20 protein-coding genes and 2 pseudogenes are annotated in these 18,332 nt (G+C 40.9%); 4 read left to right on the plus strand and 18 right to left on the minus strand.

What is annotated here, in order from left to right; genetic code table 11:
• Positions 1–9: 9 nt before the first annotated feature.
• The 4 genes from tkt to yneA all read right to left on the minus strand — a co-directional run bounded on the left by tkt (position 10) and on the right by yneA (position 3,468).
• Complete coding sequence (gene tkt, locus RAC86_RS20875; protein ID WP_014113935.1) at positions 10–2,013, minus strand: transketolase; 2,004 nt, start codon at positions 2,011–2,013, stop codon at positions 10–12.
• Positions 2,014–2,181: 168 nt separating this feature from the next.
• Positions 2,182–2,415, minus strand: coding sequence for a DUF896 domain-containing protein (locus RAC86_RS20880; protein ID WP_014113934.1), 234 nt, complete (start codon positions 2,413–2,415; stop codon positions 2,182–2,184).
• 63 nt (positions 2,416–2,478) lie between these two features.
• Positions 2,479–3,132, minus strand: coding sequence for a YneB family resolvase-like protein (locus tag RAC86_RS20885; protein ID WP_061186395.1), 654 nt, complete (start codon positions 3,130–3,132; stop codon positions 2,479–2,481).
• An 18-nt stretch (positions 3,133–3,150) separates the two neighbouring features.
• Positions 3,151–3,468, minus strand: a complete 318-nt coding sequence (yneA, locus tag RAC86_RS20890; protein ID WP_072566333.1) for a cell division suppressor protein YneA — start codon at positions 3,466–3,468, stop codon at positions 3,151–3,153.
• A gap of 149 nt (positions 3,469–3,617) precedes the next feature.
• Between yneA and lexA the strand changes: the two genes are divergently transcribed.
• Positions 3,618–4,235 carry a transcriptional repressor LexA gene (gene lexA, locus RAC86_RS20895; protein ID WP_003238209.1) on the plus strand — a complete coding sequence of 206 codons (618 nt, stop codon included), beginning with the start codon at positions 3,618–3,620 and terminating at the stop codon, positions 4,233–4,235.
• Positions 4,236–4,630: 395 nt separating this feature from the next.
• On the opposite strand, the gene RAC86_RS20900 is transcribed toward lexA, so the two are convergent.
• Together RAC86_RS20900 and fosM are read right to left on the minus strand one after the other, a co-directional pair.
• Positions 4,631–5,059 carry a hypothetical protein gene (locus RAC86_RS20900; RefSeq protein WP_080490485.1) on the minus strand — a complete coding sequence of 143 codons (429 nt, stop codon included), beginning with the start codon at positions 5,057–5,059 and terminating at the stop codon, positions 4,631–4,633.
• A gap of 76 nt (positions 5,060–5,135) precedes the next feature.
• On the minus strand, positions 5,136–5,558 hold the full coding sequence (fosM, locus tag RAC86_RS20905; RefSeq protein WP_072566331.1) for a FosM family fosfomycin resistance protein: 423 nt from the start codon (positions 5,556–5,558) through the stop codon (positions 5,136–5,138).
• 196 nt (positions 5,559–5,754) lie between these two features.
• On the opposite strand from fosM, the gene RAC86_RS20910 reads away from it, so the two are divergent.
• Positions 5,755–6,207, plus strand: a complete 453-nt coding sequence (locus RAC86_RS20910) for a YndM family protein (protein ID WP_014113928.1) — start codon at positions 5,755–5,757, stop codon at positions 6,205–6,207.
• A gap of 22 nt (positions 6,208–6,229) precedes the next feature.
• Here the strand turns inward: RAC86_RS20910 and RAC86_RS20915 are convergent, their stop codons facing one another.
• The 11 genes and pseudogenes from RAC86_RS20915 to RAC86_RS20965 all read right to left on the minus strand — a co-directional run bounded on the left by RAC86_RS20915 (position 6,230) and on the right by RAC86_RS20965 (position 16,739).
• Complete coding sequence (locus tag RAC86_RS20915) at positions 6,230–6,988, minus strand: poly-gamma-glutamate hydrolase family protein (RefSeq protein WP_014113927.1); 759 nt, start codon at positions 6,986–6,988, stop codon at positions 6,230–6,232.
• A 234-nt stretch (positions 6,989–7,222) separates the two neighbouring features.
• Positions 7,223–7,537 carry a hypothetical protein gene (locus RAC86_RS20920; protein ID WP_072566330.1) on the minus strand — a complete coding sequence of 105 codons (315 nt, stop codon included), beginning with the start codon at positions 7,535–7,537 and terminating at the stop codon, positions 7,223–7,225.
• Between the two features lie 92 nt (positions 7,538–7,629).
• Positions 7,630–9,265, minus strand: a pseudogene (locus RAC86_RS20925) (YndJ family protein).
• Positions 9,265–9,882: a DUF4166 domain-containing protein gene (locus RAC86_RS20930; RefSeq protein WP_061186400.1), complete on the minus strand. Its 618-nt coding sequence runs from the start codon at positions 9,880–9,882 to the stop codon at positions 9,265–9,267. The pseudogene RAC86_RS20925 and the gene RAC86_RS20930 overlap by 1 nt, the downstream one beginning before the upstream one ends.
• 4 nt (positions 9,883–9,886) lie before the next feature.
• Positions 9,887–10,690 (minus strand): hypothetical protein, encoded by an 804-nt coding sequence (locus RAC86_RS20935; RefSeq protein WP_072566329.1) that lies wholly within the window; start codon positions 10,688–10,690, stop codon positions 9,887–9,889.
• Between the two features lie 154 nt (positions 10,691–10,844).
• Complete coding sequence (locus RAC86_RS20940; protein WP_236827584.1) at positions 10,845–12,005, minus strand: Ger(x)C family spore germination protein; 1,161 nt, start codon at positions 12,003–12,005, stop codon at positions 10,845–10,847.
• 43 nt (positions 12,006–12,048) lie between these two features.
• Entirely contained in the window at positions 12,049–13,140 is a 1,092-nt protein-coding gene (locus tag RAC86_RS20945; protein ID WP_072566328.1) for a spore germination protein, read from the minus strand.
• A 29-nt stretch (positions 13,141–13,169) separates the two neighbouring features.
• Complete coding sequence (locus RAC86_RS20950) at positions 13,170–14,735, minus strand: spore germination protein (RefSeq protein WP_072566327.1); 1,566 nt, start codon at positions 14,733–14,735, stop codon at positions 13,170–13,172.
• A gap of 235 nt (positions 14,736–14,970) precedes the next feature.
• Positions 14,971–16,167 carry a chromate efflux transporter gene (chrA, locus tag RAC86_RS20955; protein ID WP_072566326.1) on the minus strand — a complete coding sequence of 399 codons (1,197 nt, stop codon included), beginning with the start codon at positions 16,165–16,167 and terminating at the stop codon, positions 14,971–14,973.
• Between the two features lie 161 nt (positions 16,168–16,328).
• Entirely contained in the window at positions 16,329–16,517 is a 189-nt protein-coding gene (locus RAC86_RS20960; RefSeq protein ID WP_014113918.1) for a hypothetical protein, read from the minus strand.
• A gap of 21 nt (positions 16,518–16,538) precedes the next feature.
• Complete coding sequence (locus tag RAC86_RS20965) at positions 16,539–16,739, minus strand: hypothetical protein (protein ID WP_072566325.1); 201 nt, start codon at positions 16,737–16,739, stop codon at positions 16,539–16,541.
• 107 nt (positions 16,740–16,846) lie between these two features.
• Here RAC86_RS20965 and RAC86_RS20970 point away from each other — a divergent pair, with 107 nt between their 5' ends.
• On the plus strand, positions 16,847–17,290 hold the full coding sequence (locus RAC86_RS20970) for an SRPBCC family protein (protein ID WP_072566324.1): 444 nt from the start codon (positions 16,847–16,849) through the stop codon (positions 17,288–17,290).
• A 61-nt stretch (positions 17,291–17,351) separates the two neighbouring features.
• Here the strand turns inward: RAC86_RS20970 and RAC86_RS20975 are convergent, their stop codons facing one another.
• Complete coding sequence (locus RAC86_RS20975; RefSeq protein ID WP_041521167.1) at positions 17,352–17,750, minus strand: hypothetical protein; 399 nt, start codon at positions 17,748–17,750, stop codon at positions 17,352–17,354.
• A gap of 336 nt (positions 17,751–18,086) precedes the next feature.
• On the opposite strand from RAC86_RS20975, the pseudogene RAC86_RS20980 reads away from it, so the two are divergent.
• Positions 18,087–18,238, plus strand: a pseudogene (locus RAC86_RS20980) (Sec-independent protein translocase family protein).
• The last annotated feature ends 94 nt before the right edge of the window (positions 18,239–18,332 follow it).

Here is an 18,332-nt window from a genome sequence, read left to right on the forward strand (position 1 = left end):
AAAAGACTTTTACTTATTGAGTAATGCTTTAACTCGGTTCACTACGTTTGGAACTGAGAAGCCGTATTCATTGATGACGGTTTCGCCAGGAGCAGATGCACCGAATCGGTCTATGCCAAGCACATCTCCATCAAGCCCTGTGTATTTGCCCCATCCAAATGATGCGCCCATCTCAATCGCAAGACGTTTTTTCACATCTGCAGGAAGGACAGAGTTTTTGTATTCAACAGATTGTTTATCGAAACGGTCCATTGAAGGCATGCTGACAACAGAAACATCGATATTTTCTTTTGCCAATTCAGCTTGTGCTTCAATCGCAAGACCTACTTCAGAGCCTGAAGCGATAAGAAGAGCGTCAGGTGTTTCGTTTTTAGATTTAGAAACGACATATGCTCCTTTTTCCACTCCTGCCAATGCTTCTTCAGCAGTTTGGTCAATCGTAGGAAGGTTTTGGCGTGTCAATACTAGCGCTGTTGGCTGATCAGTGCTTTGCACTGCAAGCTTCCATGCTGCCGCTGTCTCATTTCCGTCTGCAGGACGGATCAAGGAAAGATTAGGCATCGCACGGAGTGAAGCAAGCTGTTCAACAGGCTCGTGCGTCGGGCCGTCTTCACCTACCGCAATACTGTCATGTGTGAAGACATAAGTGACAGGAAGACCCATTAACGCTGCAAGGCGAATTGCCGGACGCAGGTAATCAGAGAAGACAAAGAAAGTTCCGCCGAATACACGCAGTCCGCCATGGAGCGCCATACCATTTAAGGCTGCACCCATCGCAAATTCACGAACACCGAACCAGAAGTTTTTGCCTGAGTAATCAACCGCTGTAAAATCACCGGCATTTTTAATTGTCGTTTTGTTTGATCCCGCTAGGTCAGCAGATCCTCCGACAAAGAATGGAATTTTTTTCGCAAGTCCGTTGAGAACTTCACCGGAAGAGGCACGGGATGCCAGGCTGCTTCCTTTTTCATAAACAGGAACCTCTTGATCCCAGTCCTTCGGAAGCTCTCCTTTGATTGCCAGCTCAAGCTGTTCAGCAAGTTCAGGATAAACTTCTTTATATTTAGCGAATTGAGCATTCCATTCTTGTTCTTTTTTCTCGCCTGATTCTTTAACCACTGCAGCAAAATGCTCATATACTTCTGACGGTACGTAGAAATCTTCTTCATATGTCCACGCGTAAGCTTCTTTTGTTAACTTGCTTTCCTCTTTACCAAGCGGAGCACCGTGAACACCGGATGTGCCAGCACGGTTAGGTGAACCGAAACCGATTGTCGTTTTCACTTCAATTAATGTAGGTTTCTTTTCATTTTGGCGTGCTTTTTCGATAGCCGCTGTTAATTCTTCGATATTGTTTCCATCCTCAACATAAAGAACTTCCCAATTCATTGCTTCAAAACGCTGTTTTGCGTTTTCAGAGAATGAACGGTCGAGATCTCCATCAAGAGAGATGTCATTAGAATCGTATAATACGATCAGACGGCCAAGCTGAAGATGGCCTGCGAGTGAAGCAGCTTCAGAAGAAATGCCCTCCATTAAATCACCATCACCGCAAATACTGTATGTATAATGATCGACTACGTTAAATGAATCGCGGTTGTAAGTTTCTGCTAAATGGCGTTCAGCGATAGCCATTCCGACCGCCATGGCAATTCCTTGGCCGAGCGGACCTGTTGTCGCATCAACACCAGCAGTATGTCCGAATTCAGGATGTCCAGGTGTTTTGCTGCCCCACTGGCGGAATCCCTTAAGATCTTCGATGCTAAGATCAAACCCGCTTAAATGAAGCATGCTGTATAAAAGTGCTGATCCGTGTCCAGCAGATAAAACAAAACGGTCACGGTTAAACCAGCCAGGGTTTGCCGGACTTACGTTCATAAATTTTGTCCACAGCGTGTATGCCATTGGAGCGGCCCCCATTGGCATCCCTGGGTGACCAGAATTTGCTTTTTCAATAGCGTCTATTGACAGTGTGCGAATGGTAGCAACTGATTTCTTTTCAATTGTATCCATAAAAATCCCCTTCCTTATGTGTTGTACCCTTACATCATAAATGTCTGCCGACTTTTTCTCAACTGTTTCAGCTTAAATTTGAGAGAAACTTGTTGAATTTTGTCACATAAGAGTTTTGCTTATAGTATATGCAAAAGAGGAATACGATATTTCCGTATTCCTCTTATATTAGTGAAGTTTGTTATTTTGTTGTTCTTTTTTTAGCTTTTCTGGTGTTACATCATTGCCTTCTGGGTCTATGATTTTCACACTTTTTAACGTGTTTTTCATAGAAGAGCGAAAACCTTTCAAGTACTCTTGACGAAGCTTTTGCTGTTCGGCTTTTTCTTCTTCTGTCATAACGCCAGCTTTGGCTTTAGCAGCAAGTTCATTAATTCTGGCAATTTTAGCGTTTGAAATCATGTTAAACTCCTTTATTGCATTTTGTCTATATAGTACTAGATCAAAAAGAGTTTTACAACTGATTCACTCGGCTGTCTCGTCATTCTCTATGTATTCCTGATACCGCCGGTGGACGGTCGCTTTAGACACATCATAGCCAAACCCTCTTAGCGTTGCGGCAATTTCTGCGAACGTCAGTTTATTCGCTCTTAGGCGGACGATCTCTGAGATTGGGACCTCTATTCTTTCCTTTCCGCTGTTTTCATGTTGGTTTTTCAGGTTTTTTTGCGGTTTAAAACCGTTTTTTACTGCACGCATCATTCCCCGCTTGATTTTCATATTGTGAATTTTCCTCTGGTACTCTTCCACAATGCTGACGATCTCCAGCACCATCGAGTCAGCCTCCGATAACTCCAGTTCACCTCTGTGAGCCGTTGTATAGACTTTCACATCTTCTCTGTAGATACAATGGAGCAGGGCGATTTTTGCATTTCCCCGACCGAGCCTAGTCTCATCCTGAACCAAAATAACATCAATTCCCGAATTCTTGATCTCATCAAGCAGCTCAAATACACCGTCCCGATCCATTTCATATCCGCTGGCTTTTTCAGAAATCACTTTGACGACTTCCATGCCGTTCTCGGCTGCAATGGCCGTTAGCTCCTCCACCTGCCGCTTTAATGAAGTTTCCTGCTGTTCTTTATTTGTGCTTACGCGGGCATATATGAGTGCTTTCATTTTTTCTATCTTTCCTCTCTATCTTACAGTTGCCAATTCATATGCATCCTGATGCTTCTTTTTCAATGGAATCACCAACTCATCTCCCGGCTGGATATCAGACGTCTGAAGATGATTTTTATCAGCTACCCATTCAATAAAATCGTTTTTGTTTATCTTTTTTGTATCTGCTACCTGATCAGCAATTGACCAAAGTGTGTCGCCTTGCTGGACTTCTATTTTAGCATACTGATTAAGTTCCTGACCGCTGCTTGTATATGACAGCAAAAGGATAACCGCGCTCAAAATCACTGAGAATAGACCGACAAAAATAATAGATTCTTTACTCATGATCATAACCTCCAACAGGAATGTTTGTTCGCTTTTTTATAATTTCAGTATATACGAACAAACGTTTCTGTCAATTGTTTTTTCGAACCTATGTTTGTACTGTAAGGAAAATCATGCTATAATCTTCTTAAAATCGACGTTTTGAGGTGCGAAAAATGACGAAGCTATCAAAAAGGCAACTTGATATCCTCCGGTTTATTAAAGCAGAGGTTAAATCAAAAGGATATCCGCCTTCCGTGAGAGAAATCGGAGAGGCTGTTGGGCTTGCGTCCAGCTCAACTGTCCACGGCCATTTGGCCCGTTTGGAAACAAAAGGGCTGATCAGACGGGATCCGACAAAACCTAGAGCAATAGAAATACTTGATGAAGAAGTAGACATTCCGCAAAGTCAGGTCGTTAATGTACCGGTCATCGGGAAAGTCACGGCGGGATCTCCTATTACAGCAGTAGAAAATATTGAAGAATATTTTCCGCTTCCTGACCGTATGGTTCCTCCGGACGAGCATGTGTTTATGCTGGAGATTATGGGAGACAGTATGATTGATGCTGGTATTCTCGATAAGGATTATGTCATCGTTAAACAGCAAAATACAGCGAACAACGGGGAAATTGTAGTTGCGATGACAGAAGATGATGAAGCTACGGTAAAACGTTTCTATAAAGAGGATACTCACATTCGCTTACAGCCTGAAAACCCAACGATGGAACCTATCATCTTGCAGAATGTCAGCATTCTAGGGAAAGTGATTGGCGTGTTCAGAACCGTCCATTAACCTATTGATCTATCAAATGCATGAAATAACCCCCTCTTCCTTTATGGAGAGGGGGTTTATTGTACAAAAAAGCAGGCTCGCCCTGACTTATGGGTGCGAGCCTGAATAGGAGGAAAAAGAACATCATGTTTACACCATAATTATCCACCAAACAATTGTTGAAGTCAAGAAATTTTCTTTCCTTTAGGAAACTTTTATCTGAATATTGTCCGTTTAAAACATTAGACGCTATGTCCTTAAAAATGTTTCATTTTCTTAGGTCGTGGAATGACGTGGCTTCATGTTTATGTAAGGAGCGCGGCAGTAATTGAATTTTAATGAAAAATTTAGTACATAGTATTGTTTGTTCAACATTTTCTAAAAAAACAGCTCACTTCTCTTGATCAACGTGAGCTTCAATCAAAATGAAAATATTGTATACCATAACTGCCCTTTACCCGAACACTCGTGCAGTTTTCTGAGTGTTCTTCTGCTAATATACGGTATCGGTGAAATGGATCGACAGAAACCTTATCCTGAGCACTAAAATCAAACCAGCTGCCGCTGAATTGCTTCGTGCTCAGTGTGGTATATTCTCCCGTAAGCCCCATTCGCTGAAGTTTAATCTCAACTGAACAAGTATTGGCTCCCAAGATCGTAAACTGATAGCCTAAAATATAGTCGATCGCCGGGACATCACTGATATTTTCCAGAACAAACGATTTTGTGCTGTCATTTAAAATAAAGTCTGTTTTGTGATCAAAATCTAAAGCTGACACATGGGTACTGCCAATGCCAAAAAAACACATCAAAACTGCTGTTAAGCCTAAGATTTTTATTTTCAATTACACCCCTCCTTTACCATATTTTAACCCTACATGAGATTTATGTATATGTTCTGTGTAATATCAAGAGGTCGTTTCAATCATAAAAATCCATATGCGTTTTTTCCTGTTTATAATAACGAAGCCTGTCTTGAAGGGTTCCGGTATGAAATTCAAATTTGTGGCCGTCAGGGTCGGTAAAATAAATTGATTTTCGATCGCGTTCATCTCGTTCTCTGCCAGGCAGAATATTGACATGAAGCCTTTTTAATTTTGCTGACATTTCCTCAAACTCTTGATCTTCAATAGTAAATGCAATATGGGTATAAGACGCCTTAATGTCATTTCTCGGAATGTCAGGTTCTTCATTAAGTGCAAGCCAGATGCCATTTAAATCAAAATATGCTGTTGTTTTTCCCTTTACCAGAAGCTTGGCATCAAACACTTTTTGATAAAAATCAATCGATGTATACAGATGAGAAACTGAAAATAATAAGTGATTGATTCCTTTTACCTTCACAAATCATTCCCCCTTGAAAGCTGATCATCCATATGTACGACTTTTTTCCAAAAAAGTTTCATGCAGTCAGCAAAAAATACCAGTGTAAACAAAATCGGATTGTTTAAAATAATGATTGTCGAATTGAATTACTTATGTTTTTATAATTTGTTTACAGCCAAGGGCTTTCTTCAAAAATAACAATTTAGGTGGTCAAATGAAACATATCATTGCTCTTGCTTCAAAGGTTGCTTTCACTCTCGCCCTTTTATATGTGATTTTGGACAGAGTCTATCACGCGCCCTTTTTAAGTGTAATGTTTATTGCACTTTTCCTAGGTTTTGTTTCCTATCTATCCGGTGACATGCTCGTCCTTCCGCGAACAAACAATATTACAGCTTCATTGGCTGACTTTGGACTTTCATTCGTTATTCTTTGGGTCTTTGTTTTAACCCAAACAAGAAATGATTTCCCACCGTTTGCAGCTGCTCTACTTTCCGCCCTCTGTCTTACTGTTTTTGAATACTTTTTTCATCGGTATTTGCTAAAAAATGTGCTGGATGAAACCTTCCGAAATGAACTGTCAGCCAGGGATAACACACTGCAGTATCAAACAGAAGCCGCAGACGAGCTGTTTCCTGACGTTACGAATGAGAAGCATGAGGAATAGGAGGCTTAGTGCCTCCTATTTTTCAGTAGCTATTATTGATAAAACGGGACATCACTTCTGTGAAATCATAAAACCTCTCATTTTGAGTAACAGATCTGCTTTTTAAAGAAAAAACGCCGAACAAAGATCTTCTAAAACCTGTGCTCATTTCTAACTGGATACTCAAACCTGTTTTTGATTTATTTGCAATGTTATTCGGACTTACACCTGCATGCGGATGGTCCATACCGAGCAATACAGCAGGAAAACCGGCATTTTGCAGTTTTTCAACTAAATCTGACGCTCTTACACGATCTGTACCGCCGACTTCGATCTGCTGATCTTCTTCTGCATATCCGTGCAATGAAATGACATATTCATGACTTCCCGTTATTTTCAGGGCCCGAGGCTCATCAAAATGCGTGCTCGTAATATGCAGCACTGAGTTTCCTGACGATTTTAAGCCTTCAAATAAATACATCGAGTACTCTTTGCTGAGCTCTCTCGCTATTTCACTTGTCCCGCCTTCAATACCTCCTCCGTGAATGGCTAAAACAAGAACAGGACTGCCGGTTTCTTTCGTAACAATGCCGTAATCAGAAGGATCTTCATTGTTTTTTAATTCCTCAAAATTCTGATATACATCTTCAGCATATATTGAAGAAATCGGAGTAAACACCATAAAAATAAACAATAATTTTACAATTTTAAGAGTTGATGGAAAACGTTTGGCTATGTTACAATCAACATGCTTCAAGGAATGGAGCAAACGGCGGAGCAGGGATACTTTGGCCGGTTTCATCTACTCCGCCTCTAAGTCCAAATCAACAGGATGTCGGTTTCTTTGAGGCTTTAGCACGAATTTCTCGTCCTCCTTGTTAAATTTTTGTTAAATTCACAATATTATATACCGTTGGCCCGGGCGCTGTTCTTCCCATTTCTGAATTTATGAAAAGTAAGTTGGCACCAACTACCTTTTTCCCAATTCGCATATCAAACAGAAAAAAAACGCACCTGCCCTTTGGCCTGTGCATTTTTATTTTCTTTTCATTCTTCGTTTATTTTCTTTATTCAGTTTCATGATGTTTTTTTCAATTTTTCTTATTTTTCGCCTTTGTGGGATTGTTTTCACTTCATAATAAACAGCGATAAACCCACTTAATGTCACTGCTGCAATGTAAAGGACACGCTGTTTGATCATCCGGTCAGCGTGGCTACGATCATCCGCTTCTTTTTCCAGTCTTTCGGTTACGTCTTTATCAAACAGCTGATCGACATACACTTGTTTCATTCCCACTGTAAATCCCGCAGCCAGCCAAAGAATCAGAAAACAACTGATATAAAACATCATTAATCCTTCCTTTCCCGTCTAGATGCGGCGCAGAATTGGAATGTAGCAGATCTAATCATTAAACAGCTGGCCGATGAATCCTCTTCTATGTATTAGGTTCTTTCATTTGGACGGACAATATGTAATGATGTAATGTACAGTTAGAAATTTTATTCCAAACAGCCACATGTGATGAACAGCAGTTAACTTGTTGTCATGTATAGCTTCTATCAGAAAGGTTTCAGATAAAGGCAGCGGACAAGTTCCCGCTCTTGTTTGCAGATAAATCCCCTCATCCCCGGCTCCGCTTTTTCTCCGCCGGCTTGTCAAAACCAGCTTCTCACGATGATGATAAGGCTTTAAAATGCCTGTCATACTGCTGAATGGAAGCGGTAGAGAAATGTTCATATACCCTTCTCCATTCGAACGATATACTGAATATAGAGCGGTAAAAATGGTTTCGTTTTTTTCATTTGTTCTGATCCAGGCACGCACTTTTTTTCTTCCGTCTTTTTTCGAATGAACACCCTTTATCGTGCTGTACATCCTATACCAGTCAGGGTTCGTCGACAGATGGATTTGGCCGGTTCTTCTGCTGAACCTTTCGTAAACCATTGCAAGCGGCCGAAACCACGTGCTCCACGTCACTTTTGCTTTTACATCATAATCAATGGTTTGTTCATAAAACGAAAGAATGAACGGCGCCAATTTTTCAGGTGAAAAATCTTTTGATCGAAGGCTTCCCATATCATCCACGAGCCCTCTGTACTGAACGTTATTTTCAGCTTGAATGTTAGCTAAAAAGTCTTTTCCAATCCTTCTTTTTCCGTAGATACGGCTGAATGTCTTTACGCTGTCTGCATCAAAAGGTTTCGGATCTTCTATTCTCCATCCTATGAGAGCGGGCAATATAACAAAAAACGCGTTAACAAAACCGTGAATCCAAATCATCTGATTAATGGTCAGTGTAACGTCTTGCCGAAATACACCAAAAGAATAAATCATCGAGAAAGAGATCGTTATCATTAGAACGGCAGAAGAGAACCGAATAAGAAATTTCCCCGTCTTGCTGCGAAAAGATGTGGTGAACACCAAAAATGCGTGAAGATAAAGCGCCGCCATATAGATGCCAACCGCAATGACATCTAGTGTTTTTGAATATGTGATGCCAAGCGCGATAAGAAGGGGCGAAAACAAAATCACCCATGTTATCCAACTGTACAACATCCGATTTTTTCTGGTGATTCTCCCGAGCAAGCCGTTAAAGATCGGGATAAGAAAAGCTGAATAGTGAAAGTGGACAGCAGTCAGCAAAATGATGAGAGGGCCAAATTGCATTATCTGCAAATGTGCAGCATAAGCAAAAAACCAAAAACCTCCTCCCGCCAAATAGATAAGCCCGAACAGAACTGATGTCTCTTCGATTCTATGTATCTTTGTTTCCCAAAGACGAAGGATCGCATACAGCGCCATAAAAACTGTGTACATCCACCAGATCAGCGCGAAACCACCGATGTCTGTCACAAGAGCCAGCACCGCAAAGAAAGCGGCTGCCGGATAGCATTGGATTAACCCAGATTCCAGAAATGGAGCAGCCCGAAGCTGCGATTGAAAGACAAATAGAAAAATTCCCGGCACGAAAAAAAGAATGGATAACAAAACAAGTGCCTCTGCCACTGATATATGAGGTGCTTCCGCTGCAAGAAATCCTATAAAGCAAAGCGAACTGATCATGCCATTTCGTTTTATCATGATTCTCTCTCTTCTTCCTGAAACATTCCTTTATAAAAGAAAAGAGTGCCGAGAATTGTATTTTGGACATGCACTTGAATGGTGAAGCAATTCTTTCTTTCATCAAACGTTTCGCAAACAGCGGATGTACCGGTCAGCCATTTTGGAAGCGGTATTCTTTTTCCGCATATCAATAGCCATTGCTTTCCCGTTGTAATGGTTAGAGAGCCGTCAGGAGATGCCTCGAACGCTAAAACAGACAGCAGAAGATGAGGTTTGCCGAAGAAATCAAGTATTCTATCTTCTTTTTCGTCGTATACCATGATCGCGTCAAAGAAACGTTTTTTGCCTTTAAAGAAAAATGTACGATTCCATTCTATCCCAGTATGTTCCCGATTCAAAAGACAAGTTCTATTTTGAATGGTAAATGGGATGTTTTTGCCTCTTTCCGAAAAAAAGCACCTGAAAAAAACACCCAGCTTTAACAGCATTCTGACCAGAAAAGAGCCTCCGCTTATTTCTGACATCGTTCCTGTCCCGCTGAATGTATGAGATTCGTCTAATTGATACCGTTCTCGCAGCTTGGGATGCAGTAAATGATAGTTCTTGATCGTTTTTTCATAAATCGAACTCACAATGTCACTTCTTTCTCTTTCGTTTTGTGTGCCGGGCACTGGGGAGCTGCTGACTAAGAACGCCACTTGCCGCAGAAAACACACTCAATAGTATCCATAATATCTCGGAACCTCGAAAAGCGAATCCAGCAAAGATACAAGCCTGTACAGCATGAATGATCCATTTTCTCTTTAATGGAAACAACCATAAAATTCCCACACCTATCTCTGCTGTCCCTGCAAAAATCCTTGTATCAAAACCTGTAAAACCTTGGTAAAACCAAAACAGACTGAAAAACAGACACATTAACACATAGACGATAGCCGATCGAATTGTGTGTTTCGGATGTTTATTTTGCTCAATCCAAAGCCTTAATGCATCAAAGCTCCATGCAGTCGCCCAGCCAAGAAGCGGCCGAAATAATAAACGATCGATCCATCTTCCCGGCAGCCCGTAGGCTGTTTTGTATTGGTACTGTGTTAAAAACATCATTTTCCCGTTGTCTCGCTGTATATACTTCCAGTACCCGCTGCCATGCTGAATCAGAGATAACGGATGGTCAGAGCCAAAAGCCAGTGAGGAAACTCTTTCAGATGAACATTTGTCGAAAACACCGACTGTTTCTCCTGTACCCGATACCTTTAATCCAAAGCCTATCCTTGTTTCGTAAAGAAACTTCTGCTTTTCGTATGGCTGCCTATGCAAATACGTGATATTTGAAAACCGGAGGTCCCATTCCTTATGCAGCGATGGGTTTTGTGTATATTCCCAAAGCTTATCCAGATCAGATCTCATTTCGATTTCTACATAAATCGGTTTCTGTCTCACAGCCCCTCCTCCCTTCGATTTGAAGCAATTCTATATTAGCATATTGACCATTCAAAAAAATCCATTTCCTCCAAAAAAAGTATACTAATCCTAAAAACACATAAAAAAGAAGAGATATTTGCCTTCTCTTCTTTTTAAGCATCTATTTGATTCATCACTGTGTTTTAACCGTTCCATAATGAGTAATTGTGGCGTTTACGCTGTACGTGATGGCAACCTTACTGAATGTGTCACCCCAATTATTTTTCACCTTTTTCCATAAGTCCGGATGCTCAAGTCTTAAAGATTCATCAAAACCCGCAACATCTGCTTTATATTCATGCTGGATTTTTTTTAATACATTACCGACTATTTTCTTTACTTCGTTTTCAGTGTTTGTTTCAATACGTTCTAAAAACTGAGTGTCCAATGTCTCTTTTGTGTTCCAGTTTTCAACCAAATCCCCTTCTGTTTCAATATCGACATGGAATGAAATATCCGTTCCTTTTACTATGGGCTTGATTTTGCTTTTAATATTATTGATATCGTATGCAATCACCTGTTGGCTCTTTTTATCATAGCTTTTGACAACTCCGCCTTTTCCCTCCCCGGCAATCCATGTAATCCCCTCCGTTTCATATTCATTTAAACTACCGATCATTTTTTTAGACTTCCCGTTGATTACCGCTGCTCCGGAATACTTGATCGCTCCATTTGCCGAGACTACATTTTGCAGTAAAAAACTGCTGCCAGAATGCAGTTTTCCGATTAGTTTCGCGAATGTCACAGGGGGAAGAATTCTGGAAACTTTATGTTCATTTTCACCTATTCCAATCAACCGAAATGCCGGAATTTCACCGCTCTCTTTCAGCTGGAGGGCTTCTCTCGCCTCCCCTTTTGCAGATAAAACAAGACAGCTCAGCCTGATTTCATTATCACGAAAAAATTGATCCAGCATTTTGTCAATAGGATATGTACCCAGCACATCTTCACTCAGGACAACAACTTTTAAATGCGGGCTAAACACTTCACGGTCCCTTCTTAACGCAATCTCGCTTCCGATCTGCTGTAACGAATCCCCTGTTTCACTAATATTAATATACGCTTTCTGTACCCCTTGTCCGCCACCGCCCCCACCGCTTGTACCTGCACCTGCCGCTTTTTCATTAACAAATTGATAAGTCAGCGTAATGTTGTCTTTTTTCGGATAGCTCCCTCCCTCTTCTTTTAACTCTTTTTCAGTATTTGTTTCTTTTCCTTTATCAATTGCAATAGCGAATGTCAGACCCAACTCCTCTATTTCCCGGCTGCTCCAGCATCCTGTTACGCAAACCATCAGCAGACATACTATGACGAGAACGGACACTGGATGTTTTATGTTACGTTTCACCTCTTTTCCTCCATTTCGATATGACTAAAAGCAAAATCGGCAAAGCGCCAAATATATACAAAGCAAAATGACTGACCATATTGCCCAAAATAAACACGTCATTTTCATTTTTCGGCATGCAAGAGAAGATATAAATAACAGGAAGCAGCCCAAACATACAAGAAAGCGGTTTCTTTTTGAAAACTTGCGAAACTCCCAAAGAAGCTGCATAAAAAGTGATAATAAACGTGGCAAAAAGCTGCATAATCCAAATGACAAGCAGAAATGACTCAAACCGTTCAAATATTAAACCAGGTATTTCAAAACTTCTCATCAGGTCAAGTCCCGGCCATGTTCTCGTCACAACTCCATCAACTGATAGTGCACCGATGACCATAATCAGCGTAATGATATAAAAACAGGTCACAACACCTGTCCCGAACACAACCGCTTTCATTGCATGCTTCGGCTTCTTCATAAACGCTACTAAAATGAGCATAATTTCTGAACATGTAAATGAAAGGGTCGTGGTCTTCACTCCTTTGAGAATCGGCATGATTCCATCTCCCAATACAGGGCGTAAATTGTTGATCTCAAATATGCCTATACTCATGAGGGCTATCGTTAAAAAGATGATGACCGTAATCGGAAAGATCATTTCAAAAAGCCGGGCAATTGGATCAATCCCTTGTGTAATGGAATAAAGCCCAATCCAAAGAACTGTCATAATAATGGCCCAAGACGGTGTCCCTTCAAGGAGAAAAAACTCCACGATTTCAGACATGACTCTGACTTCGAATGCACCTAGTACCAAAAAATAAGCAATAAAAACGATACTGATCAAGCTGCCGACCCATTTTCCTACAATATGTCTGGAATATTCATAAAATGTTTCCTTAGGATACTGCTGGCTTAATTTAACTATGATGATCCCAGCTATTACGGCGATGATCCCTCCTAATAAAACTGAAATCCATCCATCAGGAGATTTCGTTTGTTCTGTTACTGTCCGGGGGAGCGTAAGAACTCCGGCAGCAAGCATATAATTAATGATGATAATCGTTGCCTGAGCGGTTGTAATTTTACTTGTTGAGCTGAACACGAGACTTAATCACCATCCTGTCGAGTTCATCACTTCACCCGTTTTGTATTATCCGTATTCATCATTTTAGGCCGGCGTTTCATGACTAAAAGAGGCATTCTGATGACGAAGTCTTTCCAATCTTTCAAGTGATAAGGCACTGCCGGACTTGCGTATGGGACACCAAAACTCTTTAGCTTTACGACATGGCTGCTTAACAAGAGATAATACATAATGACACCAAATAATCCAAACACCGCCGCGCAAAACATTGCGCCAAACCGAAGCATCCGAAGTGCTATGCCTGTACTGTAATGCGGGATGGCAAATGAAGAAATTGCTGTGAGCGCAACAACAATGACCATGATTGGACTGACAATCCCCGCCTGCACAGCTGCTTCCCCGATGATTAATCCGCCAACTATTCCTATCGCAGGTCCGATGGGTTTTGGCAGGCGAAGCCCCGCTTCCCGTAAAATTTCGATCGCAATTTCCATAAATAAGGCTTCAATGAGGGATGGGAACGGAACACCCTGACGCGTCCCGGAAATTGAAATTGCCAGTTTGGTCGGAATTAACCCCGGATGAAAAGAAATAAATGATATATATAAAGCCGGTGCAAATAACGTTATGATTGCCGCAATGAACCTCAACAATCTGATGAGCGAGCTTGGGAACCACCGCTCATAATAATCTTCAGGCGATTGAAGCACCATGCTGAAAGTGACTGGAACAAGCAAAGCAAACGGAGTGCCGTCAAGCAGAATGGCTACTCTTCCTTCCATTAATCCGCTTATGACGCGGTCAGGCCGTTCTGTACTCTGTACTTGCGGGAATGGGCTCAAATAATTATCCTCAATTAGCTGTTCAACGTAGCCTGATTCCGGCAGATGATCTATCTCAATCCCTCTTACTCTTTTTTTTACTTCCTCGACCACTTTTGGATCTGCAATGTCATTCATATAAGCAATGATTAAATCTTTTTTTAGCCGTGTCCCTACTTCAAATTTCTGCAATGTTAATTGATCATTTTTTCCTTGCTGTCTTAAAAGCGCTGTATTCGTACTCAACTCTTCTGTAAAACCCGTGCGCGGCCCTCTGACAAGCGCTTCTGAAAGCGGCTCCTCAATACTTCGATTTTGTTTTTTCACTGTTCCCAGAAGAAAGGCCTGCGGCATTCCGTCGATAAGAAGCGCTGTTGAACCCATGAAAACATTCAGTACGATATCACTGACTTTCTCTGATTCTATGACATCACCGATTGATCCGATTTGATTCTTTATATACTGCGAAGTCAAAATGCCTTTGCCGGACTGAGACATTTCATCACTTACCTGATGAGGTTGATTCATGACTAACGCTGATAGTCCTTTATTAATCAAATCCTGATCAGACAGTCCATCAACAAAGATCAATGCCGCTTTCACATGTAAATGAGTGATCTCAAGTTCACGGAAATGAACGTCTCCGTTATGTCCGATCTTTCTTTTTACTTGCTCAATGTCGTATCCGACGTTACCGGTTAACACATCATTGTCCTGCTTTTTAGTTTTTGAATGATCTGATTCTTGATGCTGCTTCTGTGTTTTGTACTGATTACTCCGCCACCTCATAATTGCACCCTCTTATATATGAATCCAAGTAAACACTTTATAGATTGCATATGGAACGAGAAATACAACTAACGCTTGAAACCACACATTCCAGTCAGTAAGTGTTGATATCATATTATCCATCTGTCAATTCCCTTCTGTCTAATAGGATTATTTTTCCCATATATCTATTTTTTATGTTCGTCTTTTTTCCCAATAAAAAAAGCATGATGAACGTCTTCATCACGCTTTAAAGAAGTCAAATGTAAAGAAGGTTCAGAAGAAAACCGCCAATGACACCGGTGACTACAATCACCCAAGGAGGCAGCTTCCAATAAGCAAGCATACTAAACAATACAGCCGCAAACGCAAAATCAATCGGATTCAAAATCGCACTTGTCCAAATCGGAAAATAAAAAGCTGAAATTAAAATTCCGACTACCGCTGCATTCACTCCTGCAAGAGCTCCCTTTAGGTTGGGATTCCTCCGCAAAATATCCCAATAGGGCAACGCACCTAAAATTAGCAAAAACGCAGGCAGGAAAATGGCAATAGCAGCTAACATTCCGCCCTGCCAGCCGCCCATGACTGCACCAAGATAGGCGGCAAATGTAAATAACGGTCCCGGCACAGCTTGTGCTGCACCATATCCTGCTAAAAATGCTTCTTTGCTGACCATTCCAGTTGGTACAAATTCCTGTTCCAATAACGGCAATACAACATGTCCCCCGCCAAAAACCAAGGAACCTGCCCTGTAAAAACTGTCAAACATAGAAAGCCAGCGCAAATCCGCAGTTTCTCGCAGAACAGGCAGAAGAACAAGCAATCCGAAGAATAATGAAAGACACACTGTTCCGAATGTCTTAGAAATAGGAAAATGGAATGCTGATTCTTTTTTGTCGATAGACTCTTTAAACAGCAGAAAACCAATCGCTGCTGAGATGATTATAATACCTGATTGGGTAAACGCGGTTTGCCATAAAAGTGAAACAACCAATGCAAACAAAGCCATCGTTTTTCGCTTAACATCAGGCGTCAGTTTTTGAGCCATTCCTGTTATAGCATGTGCAACAACTGCAACCGCCACGATTTTTAAACCATGAATCCAGCCGGCTTGCTCTATATCGGTACTTTTTAACAAAAGGGCAAATATGATAAGTGCCAAAACAGAGGGCAGCGTAAAGCCGAGAAATGAAACGATACCGCCGAGTAACCCGCCACGCATAACACCAATCCCAATCCCAACTTGGCTGCTCGCCGGTCCGGGCAAGAACTGGCACAAAGCAACCAAATCAGCATAGCTTTTTTCATCCAGCCATTTTCTTTTGCGAATATATTCTTCATAAAAGTAGCCCAGATGAGCAATGGGACCTCCGAATGATGTAAACCCGAGTCTTGTCGAAACAATTAAAATTTCTATCAGAGTTTTAAAGCTGTTGCGCTTATGTTTGTGCATTGCTCCCTCCCATGTTCTCAGCATTCTAAAAAAGCTGAAATAATCCACTTAAGTATAAAAAACTGAAACATGTTTGCAAGCGCTTGTTTGAAATGATAACGAATCTTAACTTTATTATAATAAAAAGGCTCAAAATGAGCCTTTTTGCAGTTCGGAATAGATTAAAATTCCAGCTTGAAGCTTTCTGCCTGATCTGACACTTCCACAGGTATTCCCATTATCGTTTTCGGTTTGGAAACGTAAACAAAACGCATCTCTTTTTCTAGTTGCTGAAACGTTTTTTCACTGACTACAATTCTAGCCGGCTTTCCCGGACTATTATCAATGGCTGCTTTAATTTTTCCAAGCATAAAAAAACCTCCTGTTTTAGATTAAACCAGAGAAATAACCATAATGAGATTGATAACGGCTAAAACTCCTGAAACATATGCTATACGTTTGCTCCTTCTCCAGAAAAACAGCACATTCGTTAATAAAACAAAACTGATGAAGGCATCAAATCCGCGCAGAACGATTTGGCTGAACAAAATGTTCGGTTCAAAAATAACAAATGCAACTGCACAAAGAATCATGAATGAAAAGACGAAAAGATACACTAATCATGCAAGATATGGACATGATCTTATTAGTTATTATATGATTTAATTGAAAAAAACATCATATGTTAGAGGTAAACGAAATGGATCAAAATCGTGAAAATCGCGAAAATACATTACCGGATATTACGAAAAATATTACCCTAGGGGCACCTATTCAGAAAGTCTGGGAAACGGTTTCCACTTCAGAAGGCATTGCCAAGTGGTTTATGCCCAATGATTTTCAGCTGAAAGAAGGACAAGAATTCCACTTACAATCACCGTTTGGGCCATCTCCTTGTAAAGTTTTGACTGTTCAAGTTCCCACTGAACTTTCATTTGAATGGGATACAGATGGATGGATCGTTACCTTTCAATTAGAAGACTTAGGAGAAAAGACAAGGTTTACCCTTATTCACGGCGGCTGGAAGGAGCCAAATGAAATGATCGGCAAAGCAAACGAGAAAAGCTCCATCATACGCGATAAGATGGATGGAGGCTGGACAAGCATTGTAAATGAACGGCTTCGTAAGACTGTCGAAGAATAGAAAAAGAGAGAGGTGTCTCTCTCTTTTGTTTTCAAAGGTTATACTTCACAGTTTGAGTCCATCAATCATAAAACGTAACTGTTTTAGATTTACCAGAGTAATCGGTAACAAAGAACTCGGCCTTGTTATTGCTCCCATCTACAAATTTTCCAATACTGCTAAAAGTGTGGCATTCTCCGGGAGAAAAATAGTTTGCCCCTACATAATCATCAGGATTGTCACCGGCATCATCCTCATATAAGTGCAGCGAGACAGAAAAAGGAGTGCTTCCTGAAAGGCAGACTCTAAAATCTCCTCCGCTCGAATATACCGTCGGACTTGAATAAGTATATGTGTAAGTCCCCAACTTATCCCACTCCCCAGCCCCAGCAGTTCCCGCTTGTTCTGCTTGTGCTGTTAATGGTAAAACCGCAGTGAATCCTAAAACAGACAGGAATCCAATTACCTTATTGAATCGTATCAACCAGATCTCTCCTCTCTTTCAATCATAGCAAGTCACAGTACTATCATTTCTTTGAATCTAATATGCCACCCATAATAGCCGATATGATCCCTATACCCCCGTGCCTTGTTCGCAAAAGCCATAGATACTGGCCAGCGTAAACAACATTGATCCAGATCACCTCTCCGCTTTTTTTACAAATGGCATTGGACATTATATTCGGCTGCAGCCATTTTATGAATCAACTCTTGTTCAAAATAAGCGCATTTCCATTTGAATCGTCATCTCTTATCATTTGTTTCGCAGGTTGTACTTCAATCAGGAGGAAAAAAACATGAAGTAAGCTTCACAAAAATACTCGTTATTTATTTGTAGGTTTTTTCGTATTTGGACCTGTTGGCCGTGCTGCCGGAAAAGCCTTATCAAGATGTAAACAAGCGGCCAGCGGACTGACTCAGGATGTAAGAAAAAGTGATTCAGAAAACAAAGAAGACAAACTAATATAAGATAAATGATTTGGGACGATAAAAAATCGGCTTTTTATGTTGATTTGTTTCTGTGTCATCTGCCTCTTTTTCTATGATTTGGACAGCCCTTTTT

Source organism: Bacillus sp. LR_5 (assembly GCF_042709275.1).